The sequence below is a fragment of the Pseudomonas lurida genome, from assembly GCF_002563895.1.
Lineage (GTDB): Bacteria > Pseudomonadota > Gammaproteobacteria > Pseudomonadales > Pseudomonadaceae > Aquipseudomonas > Aquipseudomonas lurida.
This window is the reverse complement of record NZ_PDJB01000001.1, coordinates 191,206-216,407: the sequence shown is the minus strand read 5'-3', so window position 1 is coordinate 216,407 and position 25,202 is coordinate 191,206. Positions and strand designations below refer to the sequence as shown.

Genomic DNA, 25,202 nt, shown 5'->3' with positions numbered 1-25,202 from the left:
TCGTACCATTGTGAGCTGGTCAGAGCCTTGACGCTCTCCAGCCTCTCGCCAGACCCTTTCAGATCAGACGCTCCAAATACTGTACATCAGTACAGTGGAATAACATACAATGTGCGCGCTGAGGCGACGAAAAGCACGTTTACCCTACGACCAATCGAGCCCATGGCGGCGCTCAGTCTTGCATTTCCAGAGAGAGTTACTCCTGATTTCGACACAGTTTCGGCCAGTCATTGTCTGTCGCAAAGGCTTGAGCTAATCTCAATTCAGCTTCTCGCAGAGTTGGAGTATTTCTGAACCTCATAACCGCGAGCAACCCTCAAAAACTAGCTATCGGATGGCGTTATGAAAGCATTGTTAGTAAAACATGGAGTTGACGGGGTTTGGCACTTTACTGACCAATCTAACCTACAGAGTATTATTGACAATAAGGGTTTATTTTCATTGGCGGAAGCGGAAAGTCGCGGTTTAAAAATTCCCGCTCCAGGCGGGAATGAATGGAGCCATACCGCTGATAAAATAAATAACGTAGATAATTATGTACACCTTGCGTTCATAGATGATCATCCAATGCTTTTTCATACTAGAAGTGATGGCAGAACACCCAATCCAATTTGGTTAAAGGTCAGCATTGATATTTTAGACTTCCCAGGTGTCCAGTATACGGCCGATGTTTCAAATAAAGCGGGGGTCCCCCTACTTGCTCCCGAGACAGCTCGGGAAAAAATTGATCTCGAAGCCATGTTCACCTACATGGACTGGAAAGATCCGGAAGTACGTCAGCGTAGAAACCTGGCGCTCAGAAGTGAAATCCTGATACCCCGCCTAATCCCAATTAATATGATACTTGGAAAAAAAAATGGCTAGTCGTCCAGTATTCTCGGCCCTAGGAAAGCCAGATCACCTAGTTTCTGAAACAATGGTGAGCTTTTCATGGAGCCCTGGGTTTGCCCCGGTTCAGAAAAAGAAAAATGTAGCCGCCCTCCATGAAGCTGCTACAGCCCAAGGGCTTTATCCGCTATTAGAAGTGTCAACCAAGTCCGAGCTAGAACTCGGTCGACGTCTTAGCGCATTTAGTCTAAAAATAGATACTGAAATGGGGGAGATTAGCCTTGAGGCGGCATTCCAAGGAAGTAAGGTTTTTAAAGACGGAGGACCATACGTTGACATGTATGAAAAAGATGCTTGGGCAGCAAAAAAAGATGAGCGGCTAAAGTCCTCTGGACAGCTTGTTGGCTTTGATTTTTTCGGACAGAAATGGCCGCTCGTACCTAAAACCGCTTTCTATGACTGGCTGTACCTTTCTGCACTACAGCCTCATCAGGCGTTCTTAAAACGTCTAGACAGCTTCAAAGGGTTTACGGACATTGAGTTTAACCCTCAGCAATCAATCAACTGCCAAGCTCGAACATGCGCCCTTTTAGTTTCTCTAATTAAGCTCAACGCTTTAGATGACGCATTAAAATCTCAAAGCGACTTTATCGCAATGGTTGCCTCCGATTCCTTCAAGCAAGGACACTCAACTGATCTTAAACAACAAACCTTGCTATAACTCTTTAAAACAGCTTCGTGTTAAATCACTGAAGAAGATGGATAAAATATAAAGGGTTTCATTTACGAATTAGCCTAATCGGCTTATAGCGATCATCAGATGATCTAGAAGATCCGGGCGATTTTTATCGGAGAAGATTTAATGCCTCTACTTCACAGGTATGAATCGTTACTACTCAAGAAAAGCGTTGCTTTGTCGCAGTCATATTCCTACCGCCTGAGTCAACATCTAGCACTAAAGCTTCAACTACTATCCACACTTAGAAGGATAAACAAGTTTTCAGTGTTAGATGAGATCGCACTATTAGAGAAGACACCGACTAGCCGTCCTACAGGCACAAAAACTGCGGAAAAATTTAGGGGCCCCATCCTGGGCAGGTTCTGGCATAAGCATTATTATGACTCAAGACATTTGGCACAAAACTTTCACAACAAGTGGTTTGGCGATTACGCACTTAAGCACGGGCTATTCAAGAAAAAATTACACGAGATTTTGATGTCCGAAGAAGACGATACGGACATGGAAAGCTACCGATTAATCATGGCCAATCGAATATCACATACGGTCGTATATGATGGGATCGAATCAAGGCGAAAAAGAGGCGCACTCACAGGAGAATGGTTGATATATTATGTCCATAACGAACTTAACTATTATCTCGATTTGGCTGATCATAAAGAAATAAAATACCCAAAAAAATTGTTCGATCGTTTGAAGGATGGATGTGAATGGGAATTCCCATTCGTATTCGAATGAATCGCCTCTGGTTTTATAGATACCATTGATCTGCAGCGACATCGCCCGTGTATCCCCTCATGTATCCCCCGACTTAATAAGAATAATAATTTCCATAAAAATCAAAATCTTGCTACACGAATTCAAATGACGCCGGGCCACACACGATAAAAAAAGCCCCAGCTCAAAAGACCTAGGGCTTTTTTTGTACACAGCGATTCAACGCTTCCGCAACGCCTCCAACAGCGCCGGCAAATCTTCCCCAGGAAAGCGCTTGTGCAACGCCAGCAGCTTCTCATCCGCCGCCTTGCTTTCCCCAGCCGCACGCAACCGCACAATCTCCTCCAGTCCCTCCTCCAACCCCGGCAACGCCACCGGCGCGCGCTTACTGAGCTTGGCGGTTGATTCATCTGCCATCGAGCCCATGACTTGCGCGCTCTCTGCCTGGGGTGCGATGGCCGATCGGGCCACGGGGGCCGGTGCAGACATCGCGGGTGGCGCGGGGCGCGCGGCTTCCTCATGGAGCGCGGAGAAGGTCGCGGTGGCGATTTGGGGTTGCGGCACCGGCTCGCGCATGACCACGCCGATCATCAGCGCCAAGCCTGCGACGGTGGCGAATGCCATTTGCCAGCGTGGCCGTTGGCAGGCTTGCAGCCAGCGTTGCCACAGGCTCGGTTGCGGCGCCGGGGCTTCGCGGCGGGCGGTGGCGAGGATGAAGGCGTCGAGGGACGTGGGCGGTTCGCCGGTGCTGTGTTGACGCATGTGCTGGAGCAGCACGTCGTCGGGGTCCGGGATGTGTCGGGAGTCGGTCATGCGGGTATCTCCTCGGCCAGCAGGCGGCGCAGTTTCTGCTGGGCGTATCGCAGGCGGCTTTTGACGGTTTCCAGCGGGGCACCCGTGAGGGCGGCGATTTGCGGCACTTCGAGGTCGCCGTGCAGGCGCAACAGGAAGACTTCGCGCTGGTCTTCGGGCAGGCCTTGCAGCGCGGCGTCGAGGCGGGCCTGGTCGCGGCTCAGGCTCAGTTGCTGCTCGGGGCCGGCGCTGTCGTCGGCCTGGGCGTGCAGTTGCTCGTCATAGCTGTCATGCAGCGGGTTGTGGATGCCGTGCTTGCGCCAATAGTCGATCAGGCGGTTGCGGGCGATCTGGAACAACCATGTGCGAAAACTCGCCCGGCCTTGTGGCTGGGTGGCGCTGCGGATGAGGCTGAGCCAGGTTTCCTGGTAGATTTCCTCGGCCAGTTCGGCCTTGTTGCTCAGGGACACGAGGAATCGGTAGAGGCCCTGGCGATGCCGCGCGTACAAGGCTTCGAACGCGGCGCTGTCGCCGGTTCGGTAGCGAGCCAGTAGCGCTTCGTCGCTGGGTGAATCATCGGGTACGGCCATGTAGGTGGCGAACTCCTTTTGATGGATCGATGCAGATTACCCGTAGGCGACGGGCTTGCCTGCGATGCAGACGCTTCGGCGTTTCAGTCACACCGCAGTGATGCTATCGCAGGCACGCCAGCGCCCACGTTGGGTCGTCGCTGCGCGCACGATCAGTGTTTTAGGCTTTGGGCCAGCTCCACCAATTGCACGAACTCATTGCGCAGGCCGAACGGGTCATTGCCTCGGGCCGAGCGGGCCAGCGCGGCGGTGTCCTGCAGGCTCATGCTACCAGTGTAGCGGCCATCGCCCTTGAGCTGTTGGGCGAACGCGGCCACTGCTGCCGCAAAGCGCAGGTCGTCGCTGGCCGGGGCGGACTCGTTGCCGATGGGGCGTTCGATCAGTTGACTGTTGCCACCCGCAACCGACTTGTAGCGTACACGCAGCATCGCCAGTTCAGTGGATTGATCCCCGGCCGCAGGCGCAGCTGCGTAGCGCAGGGGTTCCAACCAGCCCTTCTCGCCCTTGGGCACAATTTCGTACAACGCCGTTACGGTATGCCCTGCGCCGATTTCACCAGCGTCGACCTTGTCGTTGTTGAAATCCTCACGCTTGAGGGCGCGATTTTCATAGCCAAGCAAGCGATATTCGCTGACCCGCGCCGGGTTGAATTCCACCTGCAACTTCACGTCGCGCGCGACCACGGCCAGCGTCGAGCTGAGCTGATCCACCAGCACCTTGCGGGCTTCGCGCAGGTTGTCGATGTAGGCGTAGTTGCCGTCACCGGCGTCGGCCAATTGCTCCATCAGGTGTTCGTTGTAGTTATCCACGCCGAAGCCCAGGGTGGTGAGGGACACACCGCTTTTACGCTGCTCGACGGCCATCTGTTTGAGGCTGTCGAAGTCGCTGACGCCCACGTTGAAGTCACCGTCGGTCGCCAGCAGGATGCGATTGATGCCCTTGTCGATAAAGCCCTCGCGCGCCATTTGGTAGGCCAGGTCGATGCCGGATGCGCCGGCGGTGGAGCCACCGGCGGTGAGTTGGTCGATGGCGTTGCGAATCTTCACCTTGTCTCGACCGGACGTGGGCTTGAGCACCACTCGGGATTCACCGGCATACACCACCAACGAAACACGGTCCTGTTCACGCAACTGGTCCACCAGCAACTTCAGCGTGCTTTTGACCAGCGGCAAGCCTTCGCGGCGGTCCATGGAGCCGGACACATCCACCAGGAACACCAGGTTGGCCGGCGCCAGCTCCGACACGGCGCGGTCGGACGCCTTGATACCGATGCGCAACAGCTGGGTGTGCGGGTTCCATGGGGTGGCGGCCACTTCGGTGGTCACGCCAAAGGGCGAGCCGTCGGTGGGCAGCGCGTAGCGGTAGGGGAAATAGTTGACCATTTCCTCGAGTCGCACAGCGCCTTCGGGCGGCAGGCTGCCTTGGTTGAGGAAACGCCTGACGTTGGCGTAGCTGCCCGTGTCGACGTCGACGCTGAAGGTGGACACCGGGGTTTCGGCCACGCGATGCACCGGGTTGTCCGGCAAGTGCTCATATTGCTCGCGGGGTTCGCTGCGGTAGTCCATGGCCATGGACTCCTGCATCCGCATGGGAGCAGGCATTGCCATGCGTTTGACCATGGCGCCCTGGGGCGGCGCGCTTTGCAGTTCAGCGACGGGCGCGAGTTCCGCAGGCTTGGCCACATCGGGGGAGGAAGACAGCCCACAACCGGCCAGCGTCACCAGCAAGGTAACGGCGAAGCCCTGGGCAGCAGGACGCAGGAAAAGCAAAGGACGGGACATGGGCTGAGCCTCGTGAATGAATGATCCGTTCACAAGGTCAGACGCAAGGCGCACAGGATTCGGGTTAACCACAGTCACTGTGGGAGCAGGATTGCCCGCGAATGCAGTCTGTCAGTTGATGATGTATCAACTGGCACGCCGCTTTCGCAGGCAAGCCCCCGCCCACAGTGGGGCTCGGTGGTTCAGTCGGTCCCGTATTTCGGGTTGCGCGGACCGTACAGGATCCCCGCACGCTGCCCCGGCGACAACAGGCGCGCACTGGTGATGCCGGCAATCGGGTGCGCCGCATCGGTGGAGCTGTTGATCACTTGCTTGACCGCCGCGGTGATCAGCATGCCGACGAGACCACCACTGTTGTTATTGCCTTCCTCGCTGGACGCCCGCGCCGAGCCGGTCCACAGGGTGGTGCCGGTGCGCAGGTCCACCAGTTTGGCCGAGGCCGTCACGGAGGTGTCGCTGGAGATCAGCATGTACTTGGTGCCGTACTCGGTGACGGTGATGTACAACGCCGCGTCCGCGCCGAAGATGTCATGCAGCTTGGCCGGCGCCACGCCCTGGATATCGTTGGCGGTGGTGAGGCCGTTCTGGCGGAAGGTTTCGTCCACCAGCGCGATCGGCAACACGTAGTAGCCGGCTTCGGCCAACGGGTAGGTCACTTGCGAGACCATGCTGTAGGACGCTTGCACTTCCGGCGACTCATTGAGCGGCGGCAGGACCAGGATCGACTTCGGTCGTGCCTGTTTGTATGCCGTGTAATCAATGGTCTTGGGGGCTGCGCAACCGCCGAGCAGGGCCAGGGCCAGCAAGGCGCCAGTGAGTTTCAACAGGCTCATTTAGTGGCGACTCCGGTCTTGGCGTTCTTCAGCAAAAAGTCCATGTACGCGGCAGACTCAGGGAACAGCGCCTTCTCGGTGCGGAATTCCTGCACCATCTGGTCATCCTTGCCCATGCTCAGGTACAGCATGCCCAGGTGGGCATGGTAACCCGGCGGGGCCTTGCGGCCGCTGGCGTTGATCTTCTGCAGATCCCGCTCCAGTGCCTCGACCTGCGCTTCCTTGGGCTCGCCCTTGAAGTACTCGTAAACCTGCGGCTGGTAGCTTTCCCATTGATACAGCGGCTGGGGCGCCGTCTGGCACCCGGCGACCGCTGCAACTGCTGTCAGCGTCAGCGCCAACTTGACTGCCTTGCTCATCCTTGTACTGCTCCTTGAAGTGCTGCTGATCAGTTGCGCGGGTTCCAGGCGCCGGCGTTGATGCCGTCGACGAGGCGGTTGATGGCTTCGCGCATGGCCAGGTCCAGGACCTTGCCATTGAGGGTGGAGTCGTAGCTGGCGGTGCCGCCGAAGCCGACCACTTCACGGTTGGACAATGCGTACTCACCGGCGCCCTGGGTGGAATACACCACTTCGGAGGTGCTGATGTTGACGATATTCAGCGCGACTTTGGCGTAGGCCACCTGGGTCTTGCCACGGCCGAGAATGCCGAACAGTTGGCGATCACCGGTTTCTTTGCGGCCGAACTCGGTCACGTCGCCCGTCACCACGTAGTCAGCGCCCTTGAGCTTCTGCACGGTGCCTTTGATCGCGGCTTCCTGGGAGATTTCGCCCATGTTGTCGCGGTCCAGCACGCTGAAGCGGTTGGTTTGCTGCAAGTGGGTGATGAGGATGGTCTTGGCCTGGCCACCAAGGCGGTCAACGCCGTCGGAGAAGATGCCGCGCATGTAGCTGGAGCGGTTGTCGAACTTGCCCACGGCAATCGGCACACGCACGCCGGAATAGGCGACGTTGGCGCTGGCGACTTGCTCCACCGGCATGGCGCGATTGCTTTCCGTGGCGCAACCGGCCACGGTCAGCAGCGCTGCGGCGGTGAGGCCGGACAGCAGGATTTTTGACAGTGTTTTCACAGGGTGCTCCTAAGTAGGGAAATCCAGGGTGAGTGCGGGGTGCCGTTATCGAGCCGGAATATCGCGCAGGTCATCGATGATGTAGCGGCTCAGCCCGCCAGTGAAATGTCGCTCCACACTGGCGTTACCGGTATTGGTGAGGATGCCGCCGATGGTCTTCCATTGCTGCACCTGCCCCACCCAGTTGTTGGGTACCAGGCCAGGCCGGTCCTGACCGAAGTGCAACACTTCGACCCCGGCTTTCTTGACCTTGACCTTGTAGCCGAAATCGATGCTTTGCAGGATGGTGCCGTCGTCGATCACCAGGTTGGACAGCCCGCCGTTGGAGTCGATGATATGGCGCACGTAGACGATATCCACGTCGAGCAAGTAATCGGCGGTTTCCTTGCTGGCAGCGTAGCGCTTGGCCTTGAGCAAACGGTCGACCAGGTCGACGCCCAATTCCTGGCGAACCTTGTCGTCGGGCATGAAGTACTTGCTTTTGCCCCCCACCTCAACGTCGAAGGTGTCGACCCAGTAGGTGGCTGTCTTGGGAATAGTGACCGGTGCCGGGGAAACGTAGTACGCCGGCTTGGAGGCACAGCCCGCCATGAGGCAAGCCGCGAGAAATACGACAAACACACGCATGTCTGAATTCGTCCCTGAAAAGTATCGCACTTTAAACAATCGCGGCATTTTACGGAGTTGAAAGACGTTCTCAAGTTGTTTTGGCGTCAAGGCTGCGCCGCTTTACTGGCGAAATCCCCTGAGAAGGCCGCGGGTCTTTTCTAAGACCTTGTCTGGCAAAACAAAACCATGAAGGAACGCTTTGTTCTTATTGGCAAACCCGATTAGCCGGCGCGCTCGCCGGGATCGGCATGTAGTCGCCAGCAGACAACTCATAGACCAGAAACGGGCACCGCCGCGATGTGCTGCCATCCGGCGCCTTGACGTACTGCATCCCGGTAAAGAGCTCGTAGCGCTTGCCGCTCTCGAACATGACCACTCGGGTGTCTGCCACGCACTTGAAGTAGCGATGACCGTCGATACCTGCGACCAACTCTTCTCGCTTGAGTACAAACGGCTTGCCGGCGGGCACCTGGTATTCAGCGACGATCTCGGTGTAGGCACCTTCGGCCATGCTGATAACCCCCAGGTATTGGTCCATTGTCGGCATCATGCGCGGTGGCATGTCGAGTTGCCGCGGCGTCACGGGCGACTGCGGGTAATTGATGCTTGGCTGACCGTCTTCGCTGAAACGCCCGGCCTTGGCCAAGCCCTGTTCCTTGCCCACGCACCCCGTGTATTCACCGCCACGGACTTCACCGTTGGTGATAACACGCAACTGGGCGGTGTCGGTACCGGCAGCCGGCTCAACGTAAGGCACCCAAGGTTGGTGGTTGCAAGCGGATAGCAGCAGTGTGCTGCACAGGGCGAGGGATCTCAGGTTCATTGCAAATAGCTTCCATGCGAGACGGGAAATACGGGGAGGCGACTCTACTCCTCTACTGCCACGCTCGGAAGTCGGTCACACCGCGTGCGTGAAACAAAATTTGCACACTCAAGTTATGCACAAGCGGGTCGAGACAGTGGCTTGGTTCGTTCTTTTATAGGGATATTACGTGCTCAAGACCCTTTCCAGGGCTACCGCTCTGGTCGTCGCGCTGTCAATGACCGGCTGTGTCTCCTACACCGTCACTGGCCCTGTCGGCGCCCCACTCCACCCAGCATCCACAAGCAGCCCGCGCAGTGCGCAAGTCGCCGATGTGAGGGTGAATGACGCCGACGTCAACGAGGCCAACAAGACGGCTATCAGCCGCTCCCTGACGGCCCAGATCAACCAGTACGTGCGCACGGCGGGTTACTTCAAGCAGGTCACCGAGTACCCGGTACGCCTGGGCGAACACGACGTGACGCTCACATTCAACATGACCTCCCTCAAGGGCCATCGCGCTCCGCATCCGGCCTACGTGCCCGGCGCGTTGCTGACGCTGACCATTTGGATCTGGGTCAATGGCCCGATCTACGTGGACAGTTTTGACGTGGCCGGCGACTTGGTCATCGTCGATCGCGACGGGAAGGAACTGGCGTCGGCGAAGGAGTCGATCAAGTTCGAACACAACGTCGGGCTTTACAGCGGCCAATATTGGGCGCCTTCGATGGGCGGCCAGCAACTGACCAAGCTCATCGCGCAAATGCTCGACACCGCTACCGCCAACCTGGCGAAACCTTAGTTTCAAGGAGCAACACGTGAAAGGATTGATCAAACACAGCCTGGTACTCGCCGCAGTCTTGCTGACCGGCTGCGTGTCTTACTCGCAACACGAATTGCCGCCCGTACATACCTGGCCGCCGACTGCTAACGCACCGGCGCAAAAACCCACGGCCTACGTGCGCACCACTGCGCTGAACCAGGTCAACGGCGGCCCGGGCAACGCGGCAGGCGGCAAGCCGGCGGCCCTGTGGGAAAAGGCCGTGGCCGATTCGTATCGCGAATCCAACCGGTTTTCGCGCGTGAGCACCGACAAGGTCGACTCGGACATCTATGCCGACGCCACGCTGTATAACAACGAAGATTACAGCCCGGTATCGGCGTTCATCACTGGCTTCACGTTCTTCGTGATCCCGACCACGGCGAAGAACACGTTCACCCTGGAAACGGTGTTCAAGGACAAGGACGGCAAGGAGCTGGGCCGCGTCAAGAAGAGCGAGTCGGTGCGCACCTGGATGCACTTGGTGCTGATCGTGGGTATCCCGTTCCAGAGCGACACGCGGGAACTGGTCGAAGCGCTGACCCGCAGCACGCTGGATGAAGCCGTGCAACGCAAGTTGTTGTAACGCGCCGGACGCAGAGCGGGCGGCCCCTTCAGGACGCCCCGCTCATGTATTGATGACAATCGTCTTGGCCAACCTATCGCCCAAGCGGCGACGCTGGCCGAACAACACAAAGACCCCATCCAGCACACTGAGCAGCAGCTTCGACACATTGCGCAGGAACGACTGGAAGGCGCTGCAGCGTGTAGGGTGCGGGTAACCCACCACTGCCATGCGATGTTGCTCCAGCGATAAGAAAAATAGGTGACGCGCGTGCCGAGCGTACGAGCCGACCGATCACCGATTGATTTTCATCAGCGTTGAATAATCACCAAATGCCGGCGCTGGTTCGTAGTTCCCCGTGGGGTCAAACGTTGATTGAATCTCTTCAAGTCGATAAGGATTCAGGTGTTCACGGCGGATTACAAGCGTGCCCTGCTGGTTGAATATATAGGTTGTCCCAAGGATAACCTTGGCTGCCTCGAATTCGCGGTGAGTCGCCATCGTGAGGAAAAGCTGTTCACCGTTTAGATAATGAAACTGATAGGTCAGGTACTCGCGGCCCTCATCATCAAGGAAACCGACGCCGACCATGCGCTTATCCATCAACATCTCAATAAAACACGACGGTGTGGTTGCTGATCCTATTAGAACAGCATAGGGCGCTCCCGCCTGATGCCTGGCGCGTGCGATGGACGTGTCCATTGGCTCCAGAGCGATTTTTTTCTCACGGAACCAGGATTTACTATAAAAAACAGGCAACATTTCTCCGCGACTTCACTCTGGTTAAACCCGTCTTTTCAACCTCAATAACCCCCGGCATCCAGATCCGCAACGGACAACCAATAGGCGACAACCTGATCAAAGTCCTCATCGCCGGCCTGGGCCTGCAACGCGACTAGCGCCTGCCGGGCATCAGCGATCGACCAGCCTGTGGAGTTCAAGGTCAGCCAGGCGTAATCCAGGCGACCCGCGGCCATAAAGTCGTCGAACAACGGTTTTTTCTCAACGTCGGCAGCAAACCAGGCGGGCAACTCTGCATCGGCCGGTAGACACAGGGGTTGGTCGACAATCTCGAAGGAGCAACTGGTTTCCCACCACTTGCGGTTGAGGTTGGCCGGGGCGGGAAAGTCTCCGGTGTAGGCCGACGATCCGTCAGCCATGCTCTGCAGCGGCGTCAGTGTTTTGAACAGATCAACGTTGACGAAGCCCTGCGGGTCGTCACCGGTCTTCAACGACTGCGCATCCAGCGCATCGAGGCAATCGAGCCCTACTGTCGTGGCAAACCGCTCAAGCTGCGGGGTAACGCCGTCCTCAAGGCTGATCGACATCATCGCCAGCACGCCCATCAATTGCTCGCACGTGCGGGCGATCTCGACAGTCATAAGGCCTGAACCCACGTACATCTTCACGAAACAGGGCTCGCGCTCGACGAACCAATGCTTCCAGTAGCCAATATAAGTCGGCCACGACCCGTCGCTCCATAAAGGGATCAGTGCCGGTGGAAAGACATACCACCGGGCGGGTGCTTCCAGATTGAAGACCGCAGGGTTGGTGCGCCCCAAAGCGCACGCCACCAGTGCCTCTGGCAGACCTAGCGCGCCGAGCGCGTTCTCCAACAACTTGTTATGAGTAGTCACCGCCGCCTCTTACGCAGATCGCTAATCACCCGCTTCCAATAACGCACCGCTTCGAAGTGCTGCCGACTACGTATCGGGCAAAAGCGGGTGACGACGGATCTTTGTCCAGAAGCCAGGTGCCATCAAACAGAGAGATCAGGTGCTCACACGATAGAAAAAGCCAGGTCAAAGTCAGGCGCACTCCCTTCGGTGTATCGCCATTTGCCATCCGCCATGAAGCTTTGCTCGCCAAAATAGCTGCGCACCTCTGCACGTCGGGCACTTGGCACCTCTTCCAGCACGGAAGGGTGAGCAGTCACCCAGTAGCCTTCTCCGACTTGCTCCACCGTGCCGAACGGAAACGCCTTGATTTTTTCCTCGCCGAAATGCGCGATGTATTCCTTTCCATAAATGGAAACAGGCGGCACATCGGGCAGGCGAATCAATAGATTCATGGGCGCGTCCCAGTTCTTTACCGCCATGCTCCGAATTTCTCCGTAGGCCGGAGACAGCACGACCGCCAACTGCTTGACCAGCGCAATAAAGTCGTCAAGCACGGTGCCCTTGGACATCGCTGAAAACATCAAATGCCCGGAGATAAAAGAAAACGTAGGCCTATTGGTTTTATTCCACTGCACCTGATAACTACAGCTTTTGCTGTGCTCAAGAATCAAACTCCCCGCCCGCACCCCAGCTTTGTTGCCAGCCTTGTTGGTCAGGACGTCAAGCACCGTGCTGGTCTCTTGGATTTTCTCGGACGGTTGAAACGCACCAAACTTCTTGGGCCTGACGCTGGCGGGCGCCGAGAGAAAAACCTCAAGAATTTTCTGGGCCATATCCTGGTCTTCGAAGTCCGACGCAAAGCACAGCGAAAAGGACAGACCGCTCACCAAATTACTCATTTAACCGCTACCTGTTTAATTGCAACACCTGCTTGCCGGGCATAATTTAGCAGGTGGGGGCTGATGGGAGTCGATCCTGTCGGTGTGTAGTAAATCAGGGTTTTGGTCTGCGACACCGTTGACCACTCAATCAGGCCACGCGCTTGGGCATCAAAGGGGATTTCCGCGCCGGTCTTGGCGTCAGCATAAGCCGCCACTTTCCCATCTTGCCGGTAAATCGTGTAGTCAGGAATGACATAGTTTCGGCCATCCACATCAGGCGTTGGCAGGCGCTCTTGCTTGGCCAGTAGGCCCCGGGCATCCAGCCCAGCCAAACGAGTGGCCGCCACGTACTCGTCAAAGGAATTACCAATCTGATTGTTGAGTTTCACCACCGGGTTTCTGACGATGACAACTTCAGCCGCCTGGCCGGCAACGCCTATTCGCCCCGCCGGGATCATGCCCAGCGCAAACTCCGTCGCTTTACTTGCCTCAATCTCCGCCGCGCCCCGCATATTTCCTTGAAGCGAGTAGAGATAGCTTTGAATGTCCCGCTCCATACCGGCGTCGGACGAGTTTCTACCTGACAGTGTTGCCAGAAGCCCATTGGCGACCAGCGAGCTGGTCCCGGCGAAGTCAGTGACCAACCCTTTACCCAACGACACCACACCGCTGCCCACCACAGCAGCGCCATTTGCCGTACCTGCAATCAGGCCTAATGAACTGCCTAGTACCAGCTCATTGAACGAGGGCATCTGGAAGAGATTTTTCTGATAGAAATCTCGCTGTTGGGCCACGGCAGAGCCATAGCTACCGATCAAATACTCGCCATTGATCTCTGAAGTCGCATACTCAAGCGGGTGGTTGAGGCGGAAGTCTCGAATGAACGCTTCAGTTTCTGTGGGCGAATAGACTTTTCCTGGGTTAATCAATACAGGCACATCCCCCATGGCCTGTACGACATCGTATCGACTGGCAATGGGCGCCAGAGCGATACCCAAGTAACTCAACGTCAGTGCATCAGGCTTGGACTGATTGGCATCGACGACAGCGTGCCAGTCGGCATCGGTGTAATACACGAACGCGTTAGCGAGCCGCTTCTCCGCCTCTGCTTCAGTAATGTTGGCAGCCTTGGCCAACGCGCCAACCTGTTTCTTCACCAGGGCGACTTCGTCCGGGTGCATTTGCCGATTGAATTTCTCGACGCCGTAAGCCGCCCCGCCCGCAACTATCGACCCGGCTATACCATTACCAGACGCGGCGGCACCGCCTACGCCTGAGGCGATCAATGCAGCGACCGTTTTCTGTTCTGTGTCCGATAACCCACTGCTTTCCAGTGCACGCCCAATGGTCGGCAGCAACGCAGCCGACGCGCCTGCCCCCAAGGCACCACTTTGCACATTGCCACTGGACAACCCGATGGCTGCGCCGGCCAACGCGTGCAGCATCACACGCGCCGCGCCACCTTCAGCCCAGGCTGCTCGCGTGGCAGCGTCCGACGTGGGATCCGTCGCGCGGGACCGGGCGTAATCACCTATCTTGTTGAAAATATCGCTGGAGGCGGTGTTGGCTACAATCCCCACGGTTGTTCCAACCGGTGCTCCACCCAGCCCAGCCGCAATCAGCCCGGAAGCGATGTCCGCCATCAAGCGCTTGTCACCACCCACCTGCCAACGCTGTGCGTCGATGTACGCGGAGTTTGCCGCCTGTACTGATGCACCTGCATCGGGCGAACCCGCTTCTGTCTGGGCCTTCGCCCGTTCGGCCAGTGTCTTGGCTTCATCGGCCTTTGCCTTGCCAACCGCACTGATAACCCCACTGGCCAACTGCGCCGAGCTTTGAATCAGGTCGATACGTTCCCGCATGGCCTTTTCATCAGGCCGATCGAGTTTGTGATTGGCATTGGCGGTATCACGGTTCAAGCCCACCAGATCATTTGCGCCCTCGGGGTTGCGAACCACAATCGTGCCTTCGCTGACCGCACTGCGGGTGTGGCTGCGGTCTTCATCCTTGAGCGCCACCGGGATGCTGCCGCCCATCGAGGCGCCACCCGCACTGCTGGACGACACCGAAATGCCGGCCGATTGGCTTTTGATCTCACTGGTATTCTTGATGTCGCTGACGATAAGTCGATCAGTACTGAGCCGGTTCTTATCGGCTGACGCGTCACTGGCAATCACCGCGCCCTGCAGCGTCGTGGTCTTGCCCACATTGATGTCGTAGCCACCTGCCCCGGCAAACAGGCCGCTCTGATCGGTGACGCCCTTGTAGTCGCTGTTCATCTTCGCGGCGGCAAGGTTTGCCGAGCCCGCGACGGTAGAGCCGTAGCAGAACGGCGGAATGCAGATACTTGCGCCGAAGCCGCCACTGCTTTGTTTACTGCGCGACGACTCGGTGTCCTGCAGCGAGATGACAGTAAGGTTGCCGCCAATGTCCGCCTTGATGCTGTCTGCGCGAACCTGGGCGCCTTTCAGAGTCGTATTGCCACCGCTCTGCAGCAGCAGGCTGCCGGTATCGAGGGTGCTGTTGACCTGGGTGACGGAATTACCGTTGCCATTGTTCTTGGCCCCCTGCGCGCCCAAGTCGAGGGTGAAGCCGTTTTGCTCGCCGATGTTGAAACTGGCACCCAACGCAGTCTTGTTGCTCGACCCTTCGTTCTTGCGGTCGATGGTGTCCTGAGCGCTCTGCATCAACACATTATTTTTCGCCAGCAGCAAAGTGCTGGCAGCTTTCAAGCTGCTGCCGGTGATCTGGATATCACCCTGCGTGTTTGCGGCCTCACCCGTGGCAATGACCGACAGCGCTTCCCCGGCGTTGAGCGTGCTTTGCTTGGCGGTGAGGCTGTTGAATTCGCTGCTGCTCTTGCTGCGGTTATTGGCCAGTTCAGTGCCGATCTTGATCAGCGAACCGTTACTTGGCGTGCCACCTTGCTTGTTCTTGAAGCCGCCGCTCTGATCATTGGCGTCCGACGCCTGTCCAGCCAAGTTGTAGGTGGCGAGTGCGGCCTGGGCGATTTTCACAGCTTTGAGCCGTGGGTCATCGGCGTTCTTGGCGGCCTCGGTCGCATCACGAATACTGCGCGCAGTGTCGACCACTGCACCGCCAATCACCCGTCCAACCGCGAGGCTCCTGGCGCTGTCCTCGGACGTTTGCCGGGCGGTCTCCGCGCCCGCCTCGATGCTCACATTTGAGCCGGTGAGGGCCATGTTCCTGGTGCTCACCAGATCACTGGCAATCACCTTCAACTCACGGCCCGCCGTCAACGACACATTCCCCGCACTCGACCCAATAGTGCTGCCGGTCAAGGTCGTTTCATTGGCCGTGCCGTTGTGTTTCGAGCTGTTGATATACAGCTTCTGGTTGCCGGTGATGTCATCCAGGCCCAGCGAGTTGCCGGTCAATACGCCGGTGAGGTCGCGGTTCTTTTCCTTGTGCATGTCGATGCGGGAGAAGGTGTTCTGCGCCGCGTCGATGGTCAGGTCGCGGCCAGCCTGCACGGCAAGGTCGCCGGTGCTGACCAGCGCCGAACCCGTGACGGTCGCATCGCGCTTGGCCCCCACAGTGACGGTTTCACCCGAGACCATGCTGCCCATGGCCGTGGTGCGTTTTTCGTCAACGTTGTCCTGGACCTTGCTCGACTTGAGCCCACCCCAGCTGCTTTTGCTTTCCTTGCGCTCATGGCGTGCGCTGTCGGAATTGCTCACGGCGAGGATGCTCACGTCCTGCCCCGCGACCAATTGCGCGGCGCCTTTTTCGGCGGTGACGGCACTGCCTGCCAACAGCAGGTTCTCACCCGCTACCACCGTGCCGTGGGTGCCCGCGCTGACGAGGCTGCCAACGTTGTTCACCACGTCGGTTTCATCCAGGCGGAATTTCTTGCCCTGGGAGGTTTTCTTGGTCTTGCTGTAGAAGCTGTAGTCCTGGTCTTCAGCACTGCGCAGGCTGAGGTTCTTGCCGGACACCAGGTAGGCCTCGTTGCCGGCATTCACTTGGCTGGCCACCAGTTGCAGGTCCTGCCCGGCGCTGAGGTTGGCGTCGCCGCCGGCCTTGAGCACGCTGGACACTTGCTGCACGTGGTCCTCGATGCTCTTGACCTTTTTCGAGCTGGATGCCGAATGCCGCTCGTTGGCGACAGCGATGGCGTTAAGGTCGCGCGTGGCGATCAGGTTGAGATCGCGCTTGGCTTCGACTTGGCTGGCGCCCACGCTGATGTCGCGCCCGGCGACCACGTGCAGATCGCGGCCGGCATCGACCACCGAGCCTTGCTGGGCGATGGTGATGTAGTTCGAACGCTTGCCGATGTGGCCACTGTCGAGGGTTTGCGAGGCGGTGATATTGATGTCGCCCTTGGCTTGGGCAGCCGTGTCGGCGCCACTCTTGAGCACACCGCCGACGTTGTTGATGTTGCCGCCGGCTTGCAGCGCGAGGGTGTTGGCCGATTCGATACGCGCGGCGCTGTCGACGAAGTCACTGCGCTCGGTGCGGTAGTTGCTGGCGCTTTCGTGGGTGGTGACGGTGCGTTGGTTGAGCAACTCGGCACCGGCGGCGAGGTTGACGTCTCGCCCGACAAGCACACCACCGGCGCGGTTGGTCAGGTTGTTGCCGCTGAGCAGGTCGAGACGACCGCCCGCCTCCATCAGCCCGCTGTTGGTCAGGTTGCCGCCAGCGTTGGCAAGCAGGCCGCTGGTGGCGCGCAGGGTGCCAACGTTGTTGAGATGGGTGCCGGCCATCAGGTTGAGGTCGCTGCCGGTAATCAATGCACCATTGGGCGCCAGGCGGTTGTTGGCCTGGGCCAGGTACAGCACAGGGACCAACACTTGCTGGCCGGCGACAGTGGCGTTTTCCAGCCAAACGATGTCGTGGGTCAAGGCCGCGACCTGTTCGGCGGTCAGGCTTACGCCCACCGACAGGTTAAGCGCGGTTTTGCTGCCGATGGCGTTGTCCATCAGGTGCTTGAACAGGTCGGCGTCGCTGGTCTGGCCGTCGATGAAACGCTGGCCGGTGCGGGCGAGTACGGCTTGCTGGATCAGGCGTTGTTCGTAGAAGCCATCACCCAGGCGCTTCTGCGCGGTGTCGGGGTTGTAGCCGAGCTTGGACAGCATGTAGTCCGACCCCAGGAACTTGCCCATATCGGTCAACGCCGGGTTGGTCTCGATCAGGTATTTGTGCGGGCTGCTTGCGAACTGGCTGGTGGGCAGGCCGTTGACGCCATTGCCGTCGTTGAGGTGGAACAGGCCGTTCTGCCCGGCGGGCAGGCCGAAGCCTGGCAAGCCCAGCGGGTTGACCTGTTGCTGGGCGACGTCTGGCGGCAATTGCGGGTTGAGGATGACCTGGGTGGAGTAGCCCGGTGCGTGGGTATTGGCGCCGCTGCCGACGTAGGTGTAGCCACCGCGCACGACGTTGTTGTCGATACCGGCCTGGGCTTTCACATCCACCGCTCCACCCGCTTGAATGACGGCAGCGTAGCTCTGGTCTGGCGTCGACAATTGGGTGGTCTTGCGCAGGCCGGTCTGCTCGCTTTCCATCTTGCCGATGAACGCAGCCATGGCGGCTTCGACACCGCTCATGTCCTGGCTCGCCGCGTAACGCTTGGTGAACGCGGCCGCCTCGCGATACCAGCCCTCAGGACGGCGTTCACGCTCGGAAGTGAAGATGCGCTCGTACTGGGTGTCGTGGGTCGCGACGCCGACGTTGGTCAACTGGTTGACGATGGCGCTGAGGTTGCCGCCAGCGGCGATGCTACTGCTGCTGTTGAGCAGCGAGCCACCGGTGAGCAGCATGTTGCCACCCGAGGTGATGCTCGACCCCGCGGTGGCGTCGCTGACGATGAAGTGATCACGCTGGGTGATCAGGAACGGACGGTTCTGCTTGCCGCCGTCGCAGTCGCCGCCGGTGACGCGCTCGATACACGCGGTCGGTGTGATCGAAGCACTGTAGATGCCGGATTCGGTGGTGAGCACGGTGCGGACGTTTTCGAGGGTGCTGGCGGCGAGGATCAGGTTGCGCTCGCTTTCGATCGTGCCCGAGCTGTTGATGATGCTGGTCGCCAGCCCGCCCTGGCCGTCTCGGTCGATGCGCAGGTTGCCCATGGTGTAGATATCGGCGGCGAGGTTTTTCAGGCGCTCGACACGCAGGCCCATATCGCCGGCGCTGAAGATCAGGCCGTGGTCATTGAGCACGTTGCCCACCGACAGGTCGAGGGTGCCCTGGCTGGCGACGGTACCGCTGACGGACCAGTCCCGGCCGTTGCCGACCAGGCTGCGGGTGCCGAGCAGCTTGCCGCTGGCGGTCTGGTGCAGGTTGTCGACATTGACGGTCAGGCGCCCGGCCTGGATCGCAGTGCTGTTGGTCCAGTTGTCTTTGTCGAGGGTCAGGTCGCCATGGGTCACCAGGCTGCCGCCGACGTCGTCGAGGCTGATACCACTGAGGTCGAGCACGCCCGTGCCCACATGCAGCACGCTGCCACCACTGTTCTGGAAGGTGCCGGCAGCCAGGCTCAGTTCGGTGTTGGCGGTCTCCAGGCTGCCGCTGTTGTTCAGCAGGCCGCCGATGGCGTAGCGGGTTTTGCCAGTGGCGCCCAACGCGCGCATCTGGCCGCTATTGGTCAGGCTGGCGGTGTCGATATCCAGGGTCGTGGCGCTTTCGATCAAACCGCGGTTGACCAATGCCCCGCCCAGTTTGGCGTCAACCACCTGCCCGGCGATCTGGCCGGCGTTGTCGACATTCCCACCCCGCAGAGACACACGCTGGGCGGCGAATACGGCGCCGCTGCCGTTGTTGAACTGGCGGGCATCGATCAGCACGTCACCGGCCTTGGCCGCGAGCCGCCCGCCGTCGTTTTCCAGGGTGCCAACCTTCAGGTTCAGCCCAGCCTTCTCACTGTGGATAAGTCCATTGGCGCCGTTCTGCACCAGACCGTCCACGGTGAGGGCCAGGTCATCGTTGGCAGCCAAAGTGCCGCTCGCCTGGTTGTCGATGCTGTTGGCGAAAAGTGTCAGCAGGCCCTGGCTGGCGAGCTTGCCGCCCTGGTTATCAATGTGGCCGGCGCGCTGGATCAGCAGAGGGCCGGCACTTGCCAGCTTGCCGTTGCGGTTGATCAGGTCACCGAGCAGGTCGAGGGTGATCGCGCCGCCAGCGGTAAGGCTGCCGGCGCTGTTGTCGAAAGTTTGGCCGTGCAGTTCGAAGGCGCCCGTGCTGTCGATGGAGCCGCCTGCGCTGTTGTCCAGCAAACCACTGACATTGAGGGTCTGTGCGCCGTCGCTGGAGATCACGCCGTTGTGGCTGTTGTTGAGTTGAGCGCTGGTGACGGTCAGCGCATTGTCGCTGAGCAGGCGACCCTTGTTCTGGTTGTCGACACGGTCGGCGCTGACAGTCAGCGCCTGTGTCGCGCTCAAGGTGCCGCCCTGGTTGTCCAGGGTTTGCGCGGCGTTGGCGGTGAGCGTGCGGTTGGCGATCACCGTGCCGGTGTTGGTGATGTGCTGGGCGTCGAGCTTGACGTCCCCCTTGGGATTACGGGTGTTGTCGGCGTTGACCCCGGCTTCGATGATGCCGTTGTTGGTCAACTTGCCGTTGCTGGCCAGGGTGATGCTGTCACGTGCGGCGAGGGTCTTGCGGTTCTTCAGCTCGCCCTTGGTTTGCACCTTGAGCGTGGTGCCGGCATATACCGGCCCGCCCGCGTCGAGGCTCGCCGCTTTAATGTCCACCGCGCCACTGGACGCGGCCTGGGCCATGCTCAAGTGACCGTTGGCATCGAGCTGGATATCACCACCGCTGGCGGCGAGCGTGCCGTCGAGCTTCACGCCGACTCCCGCCTCGGTGCCCACCAACTTGATCGCGCCGGCATACATGCCGCCCAGGGCGCTGGAGTCGATCGCCAGTTCCGGCTTGGCGCTGCCGTCGTCAGCACGGGCGGTGGTCTTCAGGCTTTGTGCATCGACGTCGTTGCGCCCGGCGATCACGGCCAGTTGGCGGGCGTTGATCTTCGCGTTGATCTTGGCGGAGCGGGTGATGATTTCGAAGCGGTCCACGTTACTTGCGTTCAACCCCTGGCCGTCGATCGTCACGGCGCCGCCATCGACCTGGTAGTGGTCCAGGCGACCGACTTTGTCGATCACCGGTTTGCCGGTGGTCAGGGTGACGTTGGGGGTGTTGATGAAGCCGCAGCCGTTGCAACTGATGCCGTAGGGGTTGGCCACGATGACCTTCGCCGACTGGCCGGCCACCTCGGTATAACCGCGCAACTGGCTGGGGCTGCCACCTTTGACTTCGTTGAGGATCACACTGGCGGCGCCGCCCCTGAGGTTCGGGTTGCCGACGATGATCCCGCCCAGTTGCGTGCTTTGCACCGGCCCGCTGGCGTTGTTGAGGATCACGCCGTTGGGGCCGACGTTGTAGTCTTTGAACTGGTTGTGCGACAAGCCGCTGCCATTGGGCGTGGCGATATTCACCACCGGCACGCCATTGCCTGCCTGCCCGACCGTGGTGCCCGGGCCACTGACGACAATGCCGTCGGCATGGGCCAGCAGCGGCTGCCAGAACAGCGCATTGGCCAGGATCAGCGCAAGGCCACGCTGGGTCAGGCTTTTCAGGGCAGAAACAGGGCGAACGTCCATATTCAAGATCTCAGGGCAGCGGGCGTTGAATTACAGGTAGAAATCCATGCGGAAATAGATCGGCGCTTCGCGCTCGCTCATCACCGCAGGTCGTTCCAGGGAGTGGGCGAAGGTCACGCTGGCGCTGACGTTCCTGCCGCGGGCAAACAGCTCCAGGGAGTTGCTCGAGACCCGGCCATGGAGGTTGTCGTTGTAGCGGTCATTGCGGATCACACCCTGGTCGTAGCCGACGCTGGCGCCGTACTCCAGGAACGCCGGGCGCATCCAGTCCCACGTCACAGGGCGAGCCCAGCGAATATCGTTGCGCCAGTAGCCACCGCTGTCGCCGGTGAGTTGCTGGTCCTTGTAGCCGCGTACCGAAGCCGACCCGCCGAGGCTGATACGTTGCGGGCTGAACAGCACGTCTTCACTGCGCTGCCCGGTGGCCAGGCTGGAGAAACTGAACGACTCGCCCCACAGCGTGAACGGTTGCAGGTAGCTGAGCGTGGCGGTGTATTTGCGGTAGTTCGGCGTGGGCGTGAGGTTGCCCTCGCGATCGCGTTCCTGGTCGTTGCTCTGTGCGTCAAAGGCGCCGATGCCGTTCTGCATGCCGAGGTCGAGGTTGACGAAGGCACTGCCGATACGTCGCCCGTGGTTGATGCCGACCTGGAATTCGCTGAGGCGGTTGCTGCTGGGGGCCAGGCGCGCGTCGAGCAGGTAGTTGTTGGTACGCAGATGGGCAAGGCCGACGTTCACCGAGGTCTTGCTCACGTCGTCACGATGGATCACACGTTCGGCGCGCAGTTGGTGGTTCTGGCTGTCGCCGGACTGCTTGAACTTGAAGCCATCCACATCACCGAGGGTGCGGTAGTCGCTCTCGCTGTAGGTGTAACTGAAGTTCCACCAGCCCCACGGCACGTTGTAGTAGAGCATGCTGTTTTTCGAGGTTTTCTGGTGGTCACTCATGGCGTCGTGGCCGCCGCGCAGTATCAGTTGATCGGCAAGGCCCAGGGGGCTGTCCCACTCAAGGCCGGCCCCCCATTGCTGTTCGCCGGTGCTCTTCTGGCCGTCATTGTTACGCGACAGGCTGGCGCGCCACGGCTTTTGCGGGGTGTTCTTGACCACGACGTCGCTGCCGCCCACCTGGCTGCCGGGGGTCAGTTCCATGTGTGCCTGCTTGGAGGGCAAGCGGCTCAGTTGGTCGACCAGTTGTTCGACTTCACGCAAATTTAGCGGCTCGCCCACCTTGCCGGGGAAAGCCATCGCCAGTTCGCGATCGGTGACGGTGCTGCCTTGGGCACCTTTCAAGCCTTCGAGCTTGCCTTCCACTACAAGCACCTGCAGGTGGCCGCTGGAAAGGTCTTGCTGCGGCAGGTAGGCACGGCTGGTGACACGGCCTTTGGCGATGTAGAAGTCAGTGATGACCTTGAGCAGTTCATTAAGCTGCGACACCCCCAGGCATTGGCCGACATAAGGCTTGAGCAGGCGCGCGCGGTCCGACGCCGACAGGCTGTCTGCCCCCTGCAGCTGGATGTCCTTGATCGCAAAGCAACGATTGTCGGCAGGGGTGTCCGGGGCCGGGGACTGGGTGCCTTTGCCCGGCAGGTCCTGGAGTTCCTCGAGGCGGCGGCGTTGCTCTTCGAGCAGGCGGTTCTGCCGATCGCGGATCAGGTCCTGATCCCCAGGCGTAGGGGCAGCCGTAGCACTGTTCAGGCTCATATAGGCGAGCAAGAAAGTGCACAGTAATAACCGAGTCCGTGGCAATAACAGAGACATGTTCGATCCGTCGACAATCAAGGGGGCGGCAAACTAACATCGAACTTCGACGCACTCAAAAAAATGAGCCCGTTTGAAGTTGGAACTAGTTACTCGCACAACCTATTGATTAATAACAACTAAAAATTATACAAAGCGCCGCAGGCTTGTAGCTGGGAGTATTATTCCGACAAGCGGCAGCACAGTTGATCGCATTTCTTCGGGGAACTTATAGATGCTATTAGTTAGCCATCAAGTTCCTTCCGAGATAAGTTAGTACCGAAAAGATCAGAAAAGTTCTCGGCGTTTTTGTGAATTGGATCCCATTTGTCGGGATTAAGCGAAATCGTTCCCACCTTGCATGGGAACGATCCAATACCGTGCGTTCTTAACTAGCGTCCTTGTTCTGGTCCTTGCCAGGTACCAGCGTGAGCCCCGGTTTTTCGACATCGCGGGACACATGGGACTTCACTTCTGCGACGCCGCCGTCCTCGTCGTTATGGATCACCAGCACCCCAGGTCGACGCAATTGCTCGAGGTCCCCGTCCCCCAGGCTGAAGCTCTCACTCAGGTTCTGGTCGCTCAAGGCCTTGGCCTCGGCGCGACGCTGGGCGAACTTGCGGCCTCGGCGTTGCTGGTAGCGCGCCCAGCTGATCAGGATCACAGCGTTGAACAGGGCGATCCACAGGTAGATCTGCAGGGTGTTGAGCGCGGCAAAAATCGGCGCCTCGATCCGAGGCCCACCGTGGGTTTCCAGCATCGAGTTAATCCCGCGCGCCAGCAGCCAGATCAACCCGGCCCAGGCCATCAGGGTCAACAGCACATCAATGATCCACATCACCGTACGTTGGCGAGTTCTGACCAGTTTCATGATCACGCCTCCTCTTCAGTAGGTTTGATGCCGCGATCCGGACTGACCCAGCGCGCACGCTTCTGATGCTGGTTGAACAGCACCTTGGGAAAACTGACCAGGGTGGTGAACAGGCTGACCAGCCAGAACACCATCGGGTACCACACGGTCCAGAACAGGGTTTTCCACAGGTCTTTCTCGTAGCGGCGGTCGATCATGATGCTCACCGCAAACTGCGCCAGGCACACCATCGCCAGGACCAGCCCGGTAAACGCTGGCGGCACCAGGGAGTCCACCGCGATGGCCTGTGGCAGTGGGATGAATTTGCCCACGCCCCAGAAGATTACCGACAACAGGAAGGTGAAGGCCCAACCAGTGGACAGGCAGTATTCGAACAACAGCGGCCACAAGTAGCGATGACGCCATTGCCAGATGCCGCGGATATTCTTGAACAGCACTTCGGCACCGCCCTGGGCCCACCGCAGACGCTGTTTCCACAGGCCGCCGACGGTTTCGGGCATCAGGATCCAGCACAGGGCACGTGGCTCGTAGAAGATGCTCCAGTGATCAAGCTGCAGCTTCCAACTGACATCGATGTCCTCGGTGATCATGTCGGTGCTCCAGTAGTCGATACGGTCGAGCGCCTTTTTACGGAACGCGACCACCACACCCGACACCGTGAAGATGCGGCCGAACACCCGTTGCGTACGCTTGATCAAACCGATGATCGAAGAGAACTCACCCACCTGTACCCGGCCGATCAAAGTCGAACGTGTACGAATGCGCGGGTTGCCAGTCACGGCACCCAGGCGCGGGTTATCGAGCATCGGCGCAACCATGTAGGCCGCAGCGTTTTTATCCAGTAGCGCGTCGCCGTCGATGCACACCAGGTATTCACTGCGCGCGGCCACGGCGCCCATGCGCAGGGCCACGGCCTTGCCCTGGTTCTGCGCCAGGTGCAGTACGCGCAGGCGCGGGTTCTCCAGGGCCAGTGCGTCGAGTACGGCAGCGGTGTTGTCTTGGGAGCCGTCGTTCACCGCAATCACTTCAATATTCGGGTACAGCTGACCGAGCGCTGCCCGCATGGTATCGGCGACGTTATCCCCCTCGTTGTAGCAAGGGATGATGATCGAGATCAGCGGGTTGCCCGCCAGCGTGGGTGCCGGTGTGTCTTCTTCCCAAGGCCAGTGCCGCTCCCAGTGCAGCCAGAAATACAGGCCGCCTGCGATCCACAGCGCTGACATGAACAGCGGGTAGAAAAAAACAAAGTCCATCAGGAACTGCCCGGTGACCAGGAAGATCAGGCCCAGGGGCACGCCCAATACCAATGCCAGCACCAATAAAGCCAGGATTCTGTCGAACAT

At 59.2% G+C, this 25,202-nt stretch carries 21 protein-coding genes; 5 read left to right on the top strand and 16 right to left on the bottom strand.

What is annotated here, in order from left to right; translation table 11 throughout:
- Window positions 1-342 precede the first annotated feature (342 nt).
- The 3 genes from ATH90_RS00985 (at window position 343) to ATH90_RS28895 (ending at window position 2,305) form a co-directional block, all read left to right on the top strand.
- Window positions 343-864, top strand: coding sequence for a DarT ssDNA thymidine ADP-ribosyltransferase family protein (locus ATH90_RS00985; RefSeq protein ID WP_098465537.1), 522 nt, complete (start codon window positions 343-345; stop codon window positions 862-864).
- On the top strand, window positions 857-1,549 hold the full coding sequence (locus ATH90_RS00980; RefSeq protein ID WP_098465536.1) for a DarT1-associated NADAR antitoxin family protein: 693 nt from the start codon (window positions 857-859) through the stop codon (window positions 1,547-1,549). Before ATH90_RS00985 ends, ATH90_RS00980 begins: the two co-directional genes overlap by 8 nt.
- A gap of 495 nt (window positions 1,550-2,044) precedes the next feature.
- Complete coding sequence (locus ATH90_RS28895) at window positions 2,045-2,305, top strand: hypothetical protein (protein ID WP_141537446.1); 261 nt, start codon at window positions 2,045-2,047, stop codon at window positions 2,303-2,305.
- A 198-nt stretch (window positions 2,306-2,503) separates the two neighbouring features.
- On the opposite strand, the gene ATH90_RS00970 is transcribed toward ATH90_RS28895, so the two are convergent.
- The 8 genes from ATH90_RS00970 to ATH90_RS00935 form a co-directional block, all read right to left on the bottom strand.
- Complete coding sequence (locus tag ATH90_RS00970; RefSeq protein WP_098465534.1) at window positions 2,504-3,097, bottom strand: hypothetical protein; 594 nt, start codon at window positions 3,095-3,097, stop codon at window positions 2,504-2,506.
- Window positions 3,094-3,666, bottom strand: coding sequence for an RNA polymerase sigma factor (locus ATH90_RS00965; RefSeq protein ID WP_034101858.1), 573 nt, complete (start codon window positions 3,664-3,666; stop codon window positions 3,094-3,096). Before ATH90_RS00965 ends, ATH90_RS00970 begins: the two co-directional genes overlap by 4 nt.
- Window positions 3,667-3,818: 152 nt before the next feature.
- Window positions 3,819-5,447: a vWA domain-containing protein gene (locus ATH90_RS00960; RefSeq protein WP_098465533.1), complete on the bottom strand. Its 1,629-nt coding sequence runs from the start codon at window positions 5,445-5,447 to the stop codon at window positions 3,819-3,821.
- A 182-nt stretch (window positions 5,448-5,629) separates the two neighbouring features.
- A complete protein-coding gene (locus tag ATH90_RS00955; RefSeq protein ID WP_034101856.1) occupies window positions 5,630-6,280 on the bottom strand; it encodes a DUF799 domain-containing protein in 651 nt (216 codons plus the stop codon).
- Window positions 6,277-6,639 carry a DUF4810 domain-containing protein gene (locus tag ATH90_RS00950; RefSeq protein WP_034101855.1) on the bottom strand — a complete coding sequence of 121 codons (363 nt, stop codon included), beginning with the start codon at window positions 6,637-6,639 and terminating at the stop codon, window positions 6,277-6,279. Before ATH90_RS00950 ends, ATH90_RS00955 begins: the two co-directional genes overlap by 4 nt.
- Before the next feature lie 29 nt (window positions 6,640-6,668).
- A complete protein-coding gene (locus tag ATH90_RS00945) occupies window positions 6,669-7,349 on the bottom strand; it encodes a CsgG/HfaB family protein (RefSeq protein ID WP_098465532.1) in 681 nt (226 codons plus the stop codon).
- A gap of 45 nt (window positions 7,350-7,394) precedes the next feature.
- Window positions 7,395-7,976, bottom strand: a complete 582-nt coding sequence (locus ATH90_RS00940) for a hypothetical protein (RefSeq protein ID WP_034101853.1) — start codon at window positions 7,974-7,976, stop codon at window positions 7,395-7,397.
- A 187-nt stretch (window positions 7,977-8,163) separates the two neighbouring features.
- Complete coding sequence (locus tag ATH90_RS00935) at window positions 8,164-8,781, bottom strand: amidase (protein WP_098465531.1); 618 nt, start codon at window positions 8,779-8,781, stop codon at window positions 8,164-8,166.
- 169 nt (window positions 8,782-8,950) lie between these two features.
- On the opposite strand from ATH90_RS00935, the gene ATH90_RS00930 reads away from it, so the two are divergent.
- Together ATH90_RS00930 and ATH90_RS00925 are read left to right on the top strand one after the other, a co-directional pair.
- Window positions 8,951-9,562, top strand: a complete 612-nt coding sequence (locus ATH90_RS00930) for a hypothetical protein (protein WP_098465530.1) — start codon at window positions 8,951-8,953, stop codon at window positions 9,560-9,562.
- Window positions 9,563-9,578: 16 nt separating this feature from the next.
- On the top strand, window positions 9,579-10,166 hold the full coding sequence (locus ATH90_RS00925) for a lipoprotein (RefSeq protein ID WP_034101850.1): 588 nt from the start codon (window positions 9,579-9,581) through the stop codon (window positions 10,164-10,166).
- Window positions 10,167-10,208: 42 nt separating this feature from the next.
- Here ATH90_RS00925 and ATH90_RS00920 read toward each other — a convergent pair whose 3' ends face one another.
- From ATH90_RS00920 to pgaC, 8 genes are all read right to left on the bottom strand, one after another.
- Window positions 10,209-10,376 (bottom strand): RDD family protein, encoded by a 168-nt coding sequence (locus ATH90_RS00920; RefSeq protein WP_186605221.1) that lies wholly within the window; start codon window positions 10,374-10,376, stop codon window positions 10,209-10,211.
- A 63-nt stretch (window positions 10,377-10,439) separates the two neighbouring features.
- Window positions 10,440-10,907 carry a lytic transglycosylase gene (locus tag ATH90_RS00915; protein ID WP_098465529.1) on the bottom strand — a complete coding sequence of 156 codons (468 nt, stop codon included), beginning with the start codon at window positions 10,905-10,907 and terminating at the stop codon, window positions 10,440-10,442.
- Between the two features lie 41 nt (window positions 10,908-10,948).
- On the bottom strand, window positions 10,949-11,782 hold the full coding sequence (locus ATH90_RS00910) for a hypothetical protein (protein ID WP_098465528.1): 834 nt from the start codon (window positions 11,780-11,782) through the stop codon (window positions 10,949-10,951).
- A 143-nt stretch (window positions 11,783-11,925) separates the two neighbouring features.
- Window positions 11,926-12,663: a hypothetical protein gene (locus tag ATH90_RS00905; RefSeq protein WP_034101847.1), complete on the bottom strand. Its 738-nt coding sequence runs from the start codon at window positions 12,661-12,663 to the stop codon at window positions 11,926-11,928.
- On the bottom strand, window positions 12,660-21,254 hold the full coding sequence (locus ATH90_RS00900; RefSeq protein ID WP_098465527.1) for a two-partner secretion domain-containing protein: 8,595 nt from the start codon (window positions 21,252-21,254) through the stop codon (window positions 12,660-12,662). The genes ATH90_RS00905 and ATH90_RS00900 overlap by 4 nt, the downstream gene beginning before the upstream one ends.
- 30 nt (window positions 21,255-21,284) lie before the next feature.
- Complete coding sequence (locus ATH90_RS00895; RefSeq protein ID WP_034101846.1) at window positions 21,285-23,009, bottom strand: ShlB/FhaC/HecB family hemolysin secretion/activation protein; 1,725 nt, start codon at window positions 23,007-23,009, stop codon at window positions 21,285-21,287.
- 367 nt (window positions 23,010-23,376) lie between these two features.
- Entirely contained in the window at window positions 23,377-23,859 is a 483-nt protein-coding gene (gene pgaD, locus ATH90_RS00890; RefSeq protein ID WP_069021072.1) for a poly-beta-1,6-N-acetyl-D-glucosamine biosynthesis protein PgaD, read from the bottom strand.
- Between the two features lie 2 nt (window positions 23,860-23,861).
- A complete protein-coding gene (gene pgaC, locus ATH90_RS00885) occupies window positions 23,862-25,202 on the bottom strand; it encodes a poly-beta-1,6-N-acetyl-D-glucosamine synthase (RefSeq protein WP_098465526.1) in 1,341 nt (446 codons plus the stop codon).

Bases quoted from the DNA above. Each gene is read 5' to 3' on its own strand.
- ATH90_RS00920 (WP_186605221.1), bottom strand. From the start codon at position 10,376: ATGGCAGTGGTGGGTTACCCGCACCCTACACGCTGCAGCGCCTTCCAG.
- pgaD (WP_069021072.1), bottom strand. From the start codon at position 23,859: ATGAAACTGGTCAGAACTCGCCAACGTACGGTGATGTGGATCATTGAT.
- ATH90_RS00955 (WP_034101856.1), bottom strand. From the start codon at position 6,280: ATGAGCCTGTTGAAACTCACTGGCGCCTTGCTGGCCCTGGCCCTGCTC.
- ATH90_RS00915 (WP_098465529.1), bottom strand. From the start codon at position 10,907: ATGTTGCCTGTTTTTTATAGTAAATCCTGGTTCCGTGAGAAAAAAATC.
- pgaC (WP_098465526.1), bottom strand. From the start codon at position 25,202: ATGTTCGACAGAATCCTGGCTTTATTGGTGCTGGCATTGGTATTGGGC.
- ATH90_RS00970 (WP_098465534.1), bottom strand. From the start codon at position 3,097: ATGACCGACTCCCGACACATCCCGGACCCCGACGACGTGCTGCTCCAG.
- ATH90_RS00965 (WP_034101858.1), bottom strand. From the start codon at position 3,666: ATGGCCGTACCCGATGATTCACCCAGCGACGAAGCGCTACTGGCTCGC.
- ATH90_RS00985 (WP_098465537.1), top strand. From the start codon at position 343: ATGAAAGCATTGTTAGTAAAACATGGAGTTGACGGGGTTTGGCACTTT.
- ATH90_RS00935 (WP_098465531.1), bottom strand. From the start codon at position 8,781: ATGAACCTGAGATCCCTCGCCCTGTGCAGCACACTGCTGCTATCCGCT.
- ATH90_RS00980 (WP_098465536.1), top strand. From the start codon at position 857: ATGGCTAGTCGTCCAGTATTCTCGGCCCTAGGAAAGCCAGATCACCTA.
- ATH90_RS00950 (WP_034101855.1), bottom strand. From the start codon at position 6,639: ATGAGCAAGGCAGTCAAGTTGGCGCTGACGCTGACAGCAGTTGCAGCG.
- ATH90_RS00895 (WP_034101846.1), bottom strand. From the start codon at position 23,009: ATGTCTCTGTTATTGCCACGGACTCGGTTATTACTGTGCACTTTCTTG.
- ATH90_RS00905 (WP_034101847.1), bottom strand. From the start codon at position 12,663: ATGAGTAATTTGGTGAGCGGTCTGTCCTTTTCGCTGTGCTTTGCGTCG.
- ATH90_RS00960 (WP_098465533.1), bottom strand. From the start codon at position 5,447: ATGTCCCGTCCTTTGCTTTTCCTGCGTCCTGCTGCCCAGGGCTTCGCC.
- ATH90_RS28895 (WP_141537446.1), top strand. From the start codon at position 2,045: ATGTCCGAAGAAGACGATACGGACATGGAAAGCTACCGATTAATCATG.
- ATH90_RS00940 (WP_034101853.1), bottom strand. From the start codon at position 7,976: ATGCGTGTGTTTGTCGTATTTCTCGCGGCTTGCCTCATGGCGGGCTGT.
- ATH90_RS00900 (WP_098465527.1), bottom strand. From the start codon at position 21,254: ATGGACGTTCGCCCTGTTTCTGCCCTGAAAAGCCTGACCCAGCGTGGC.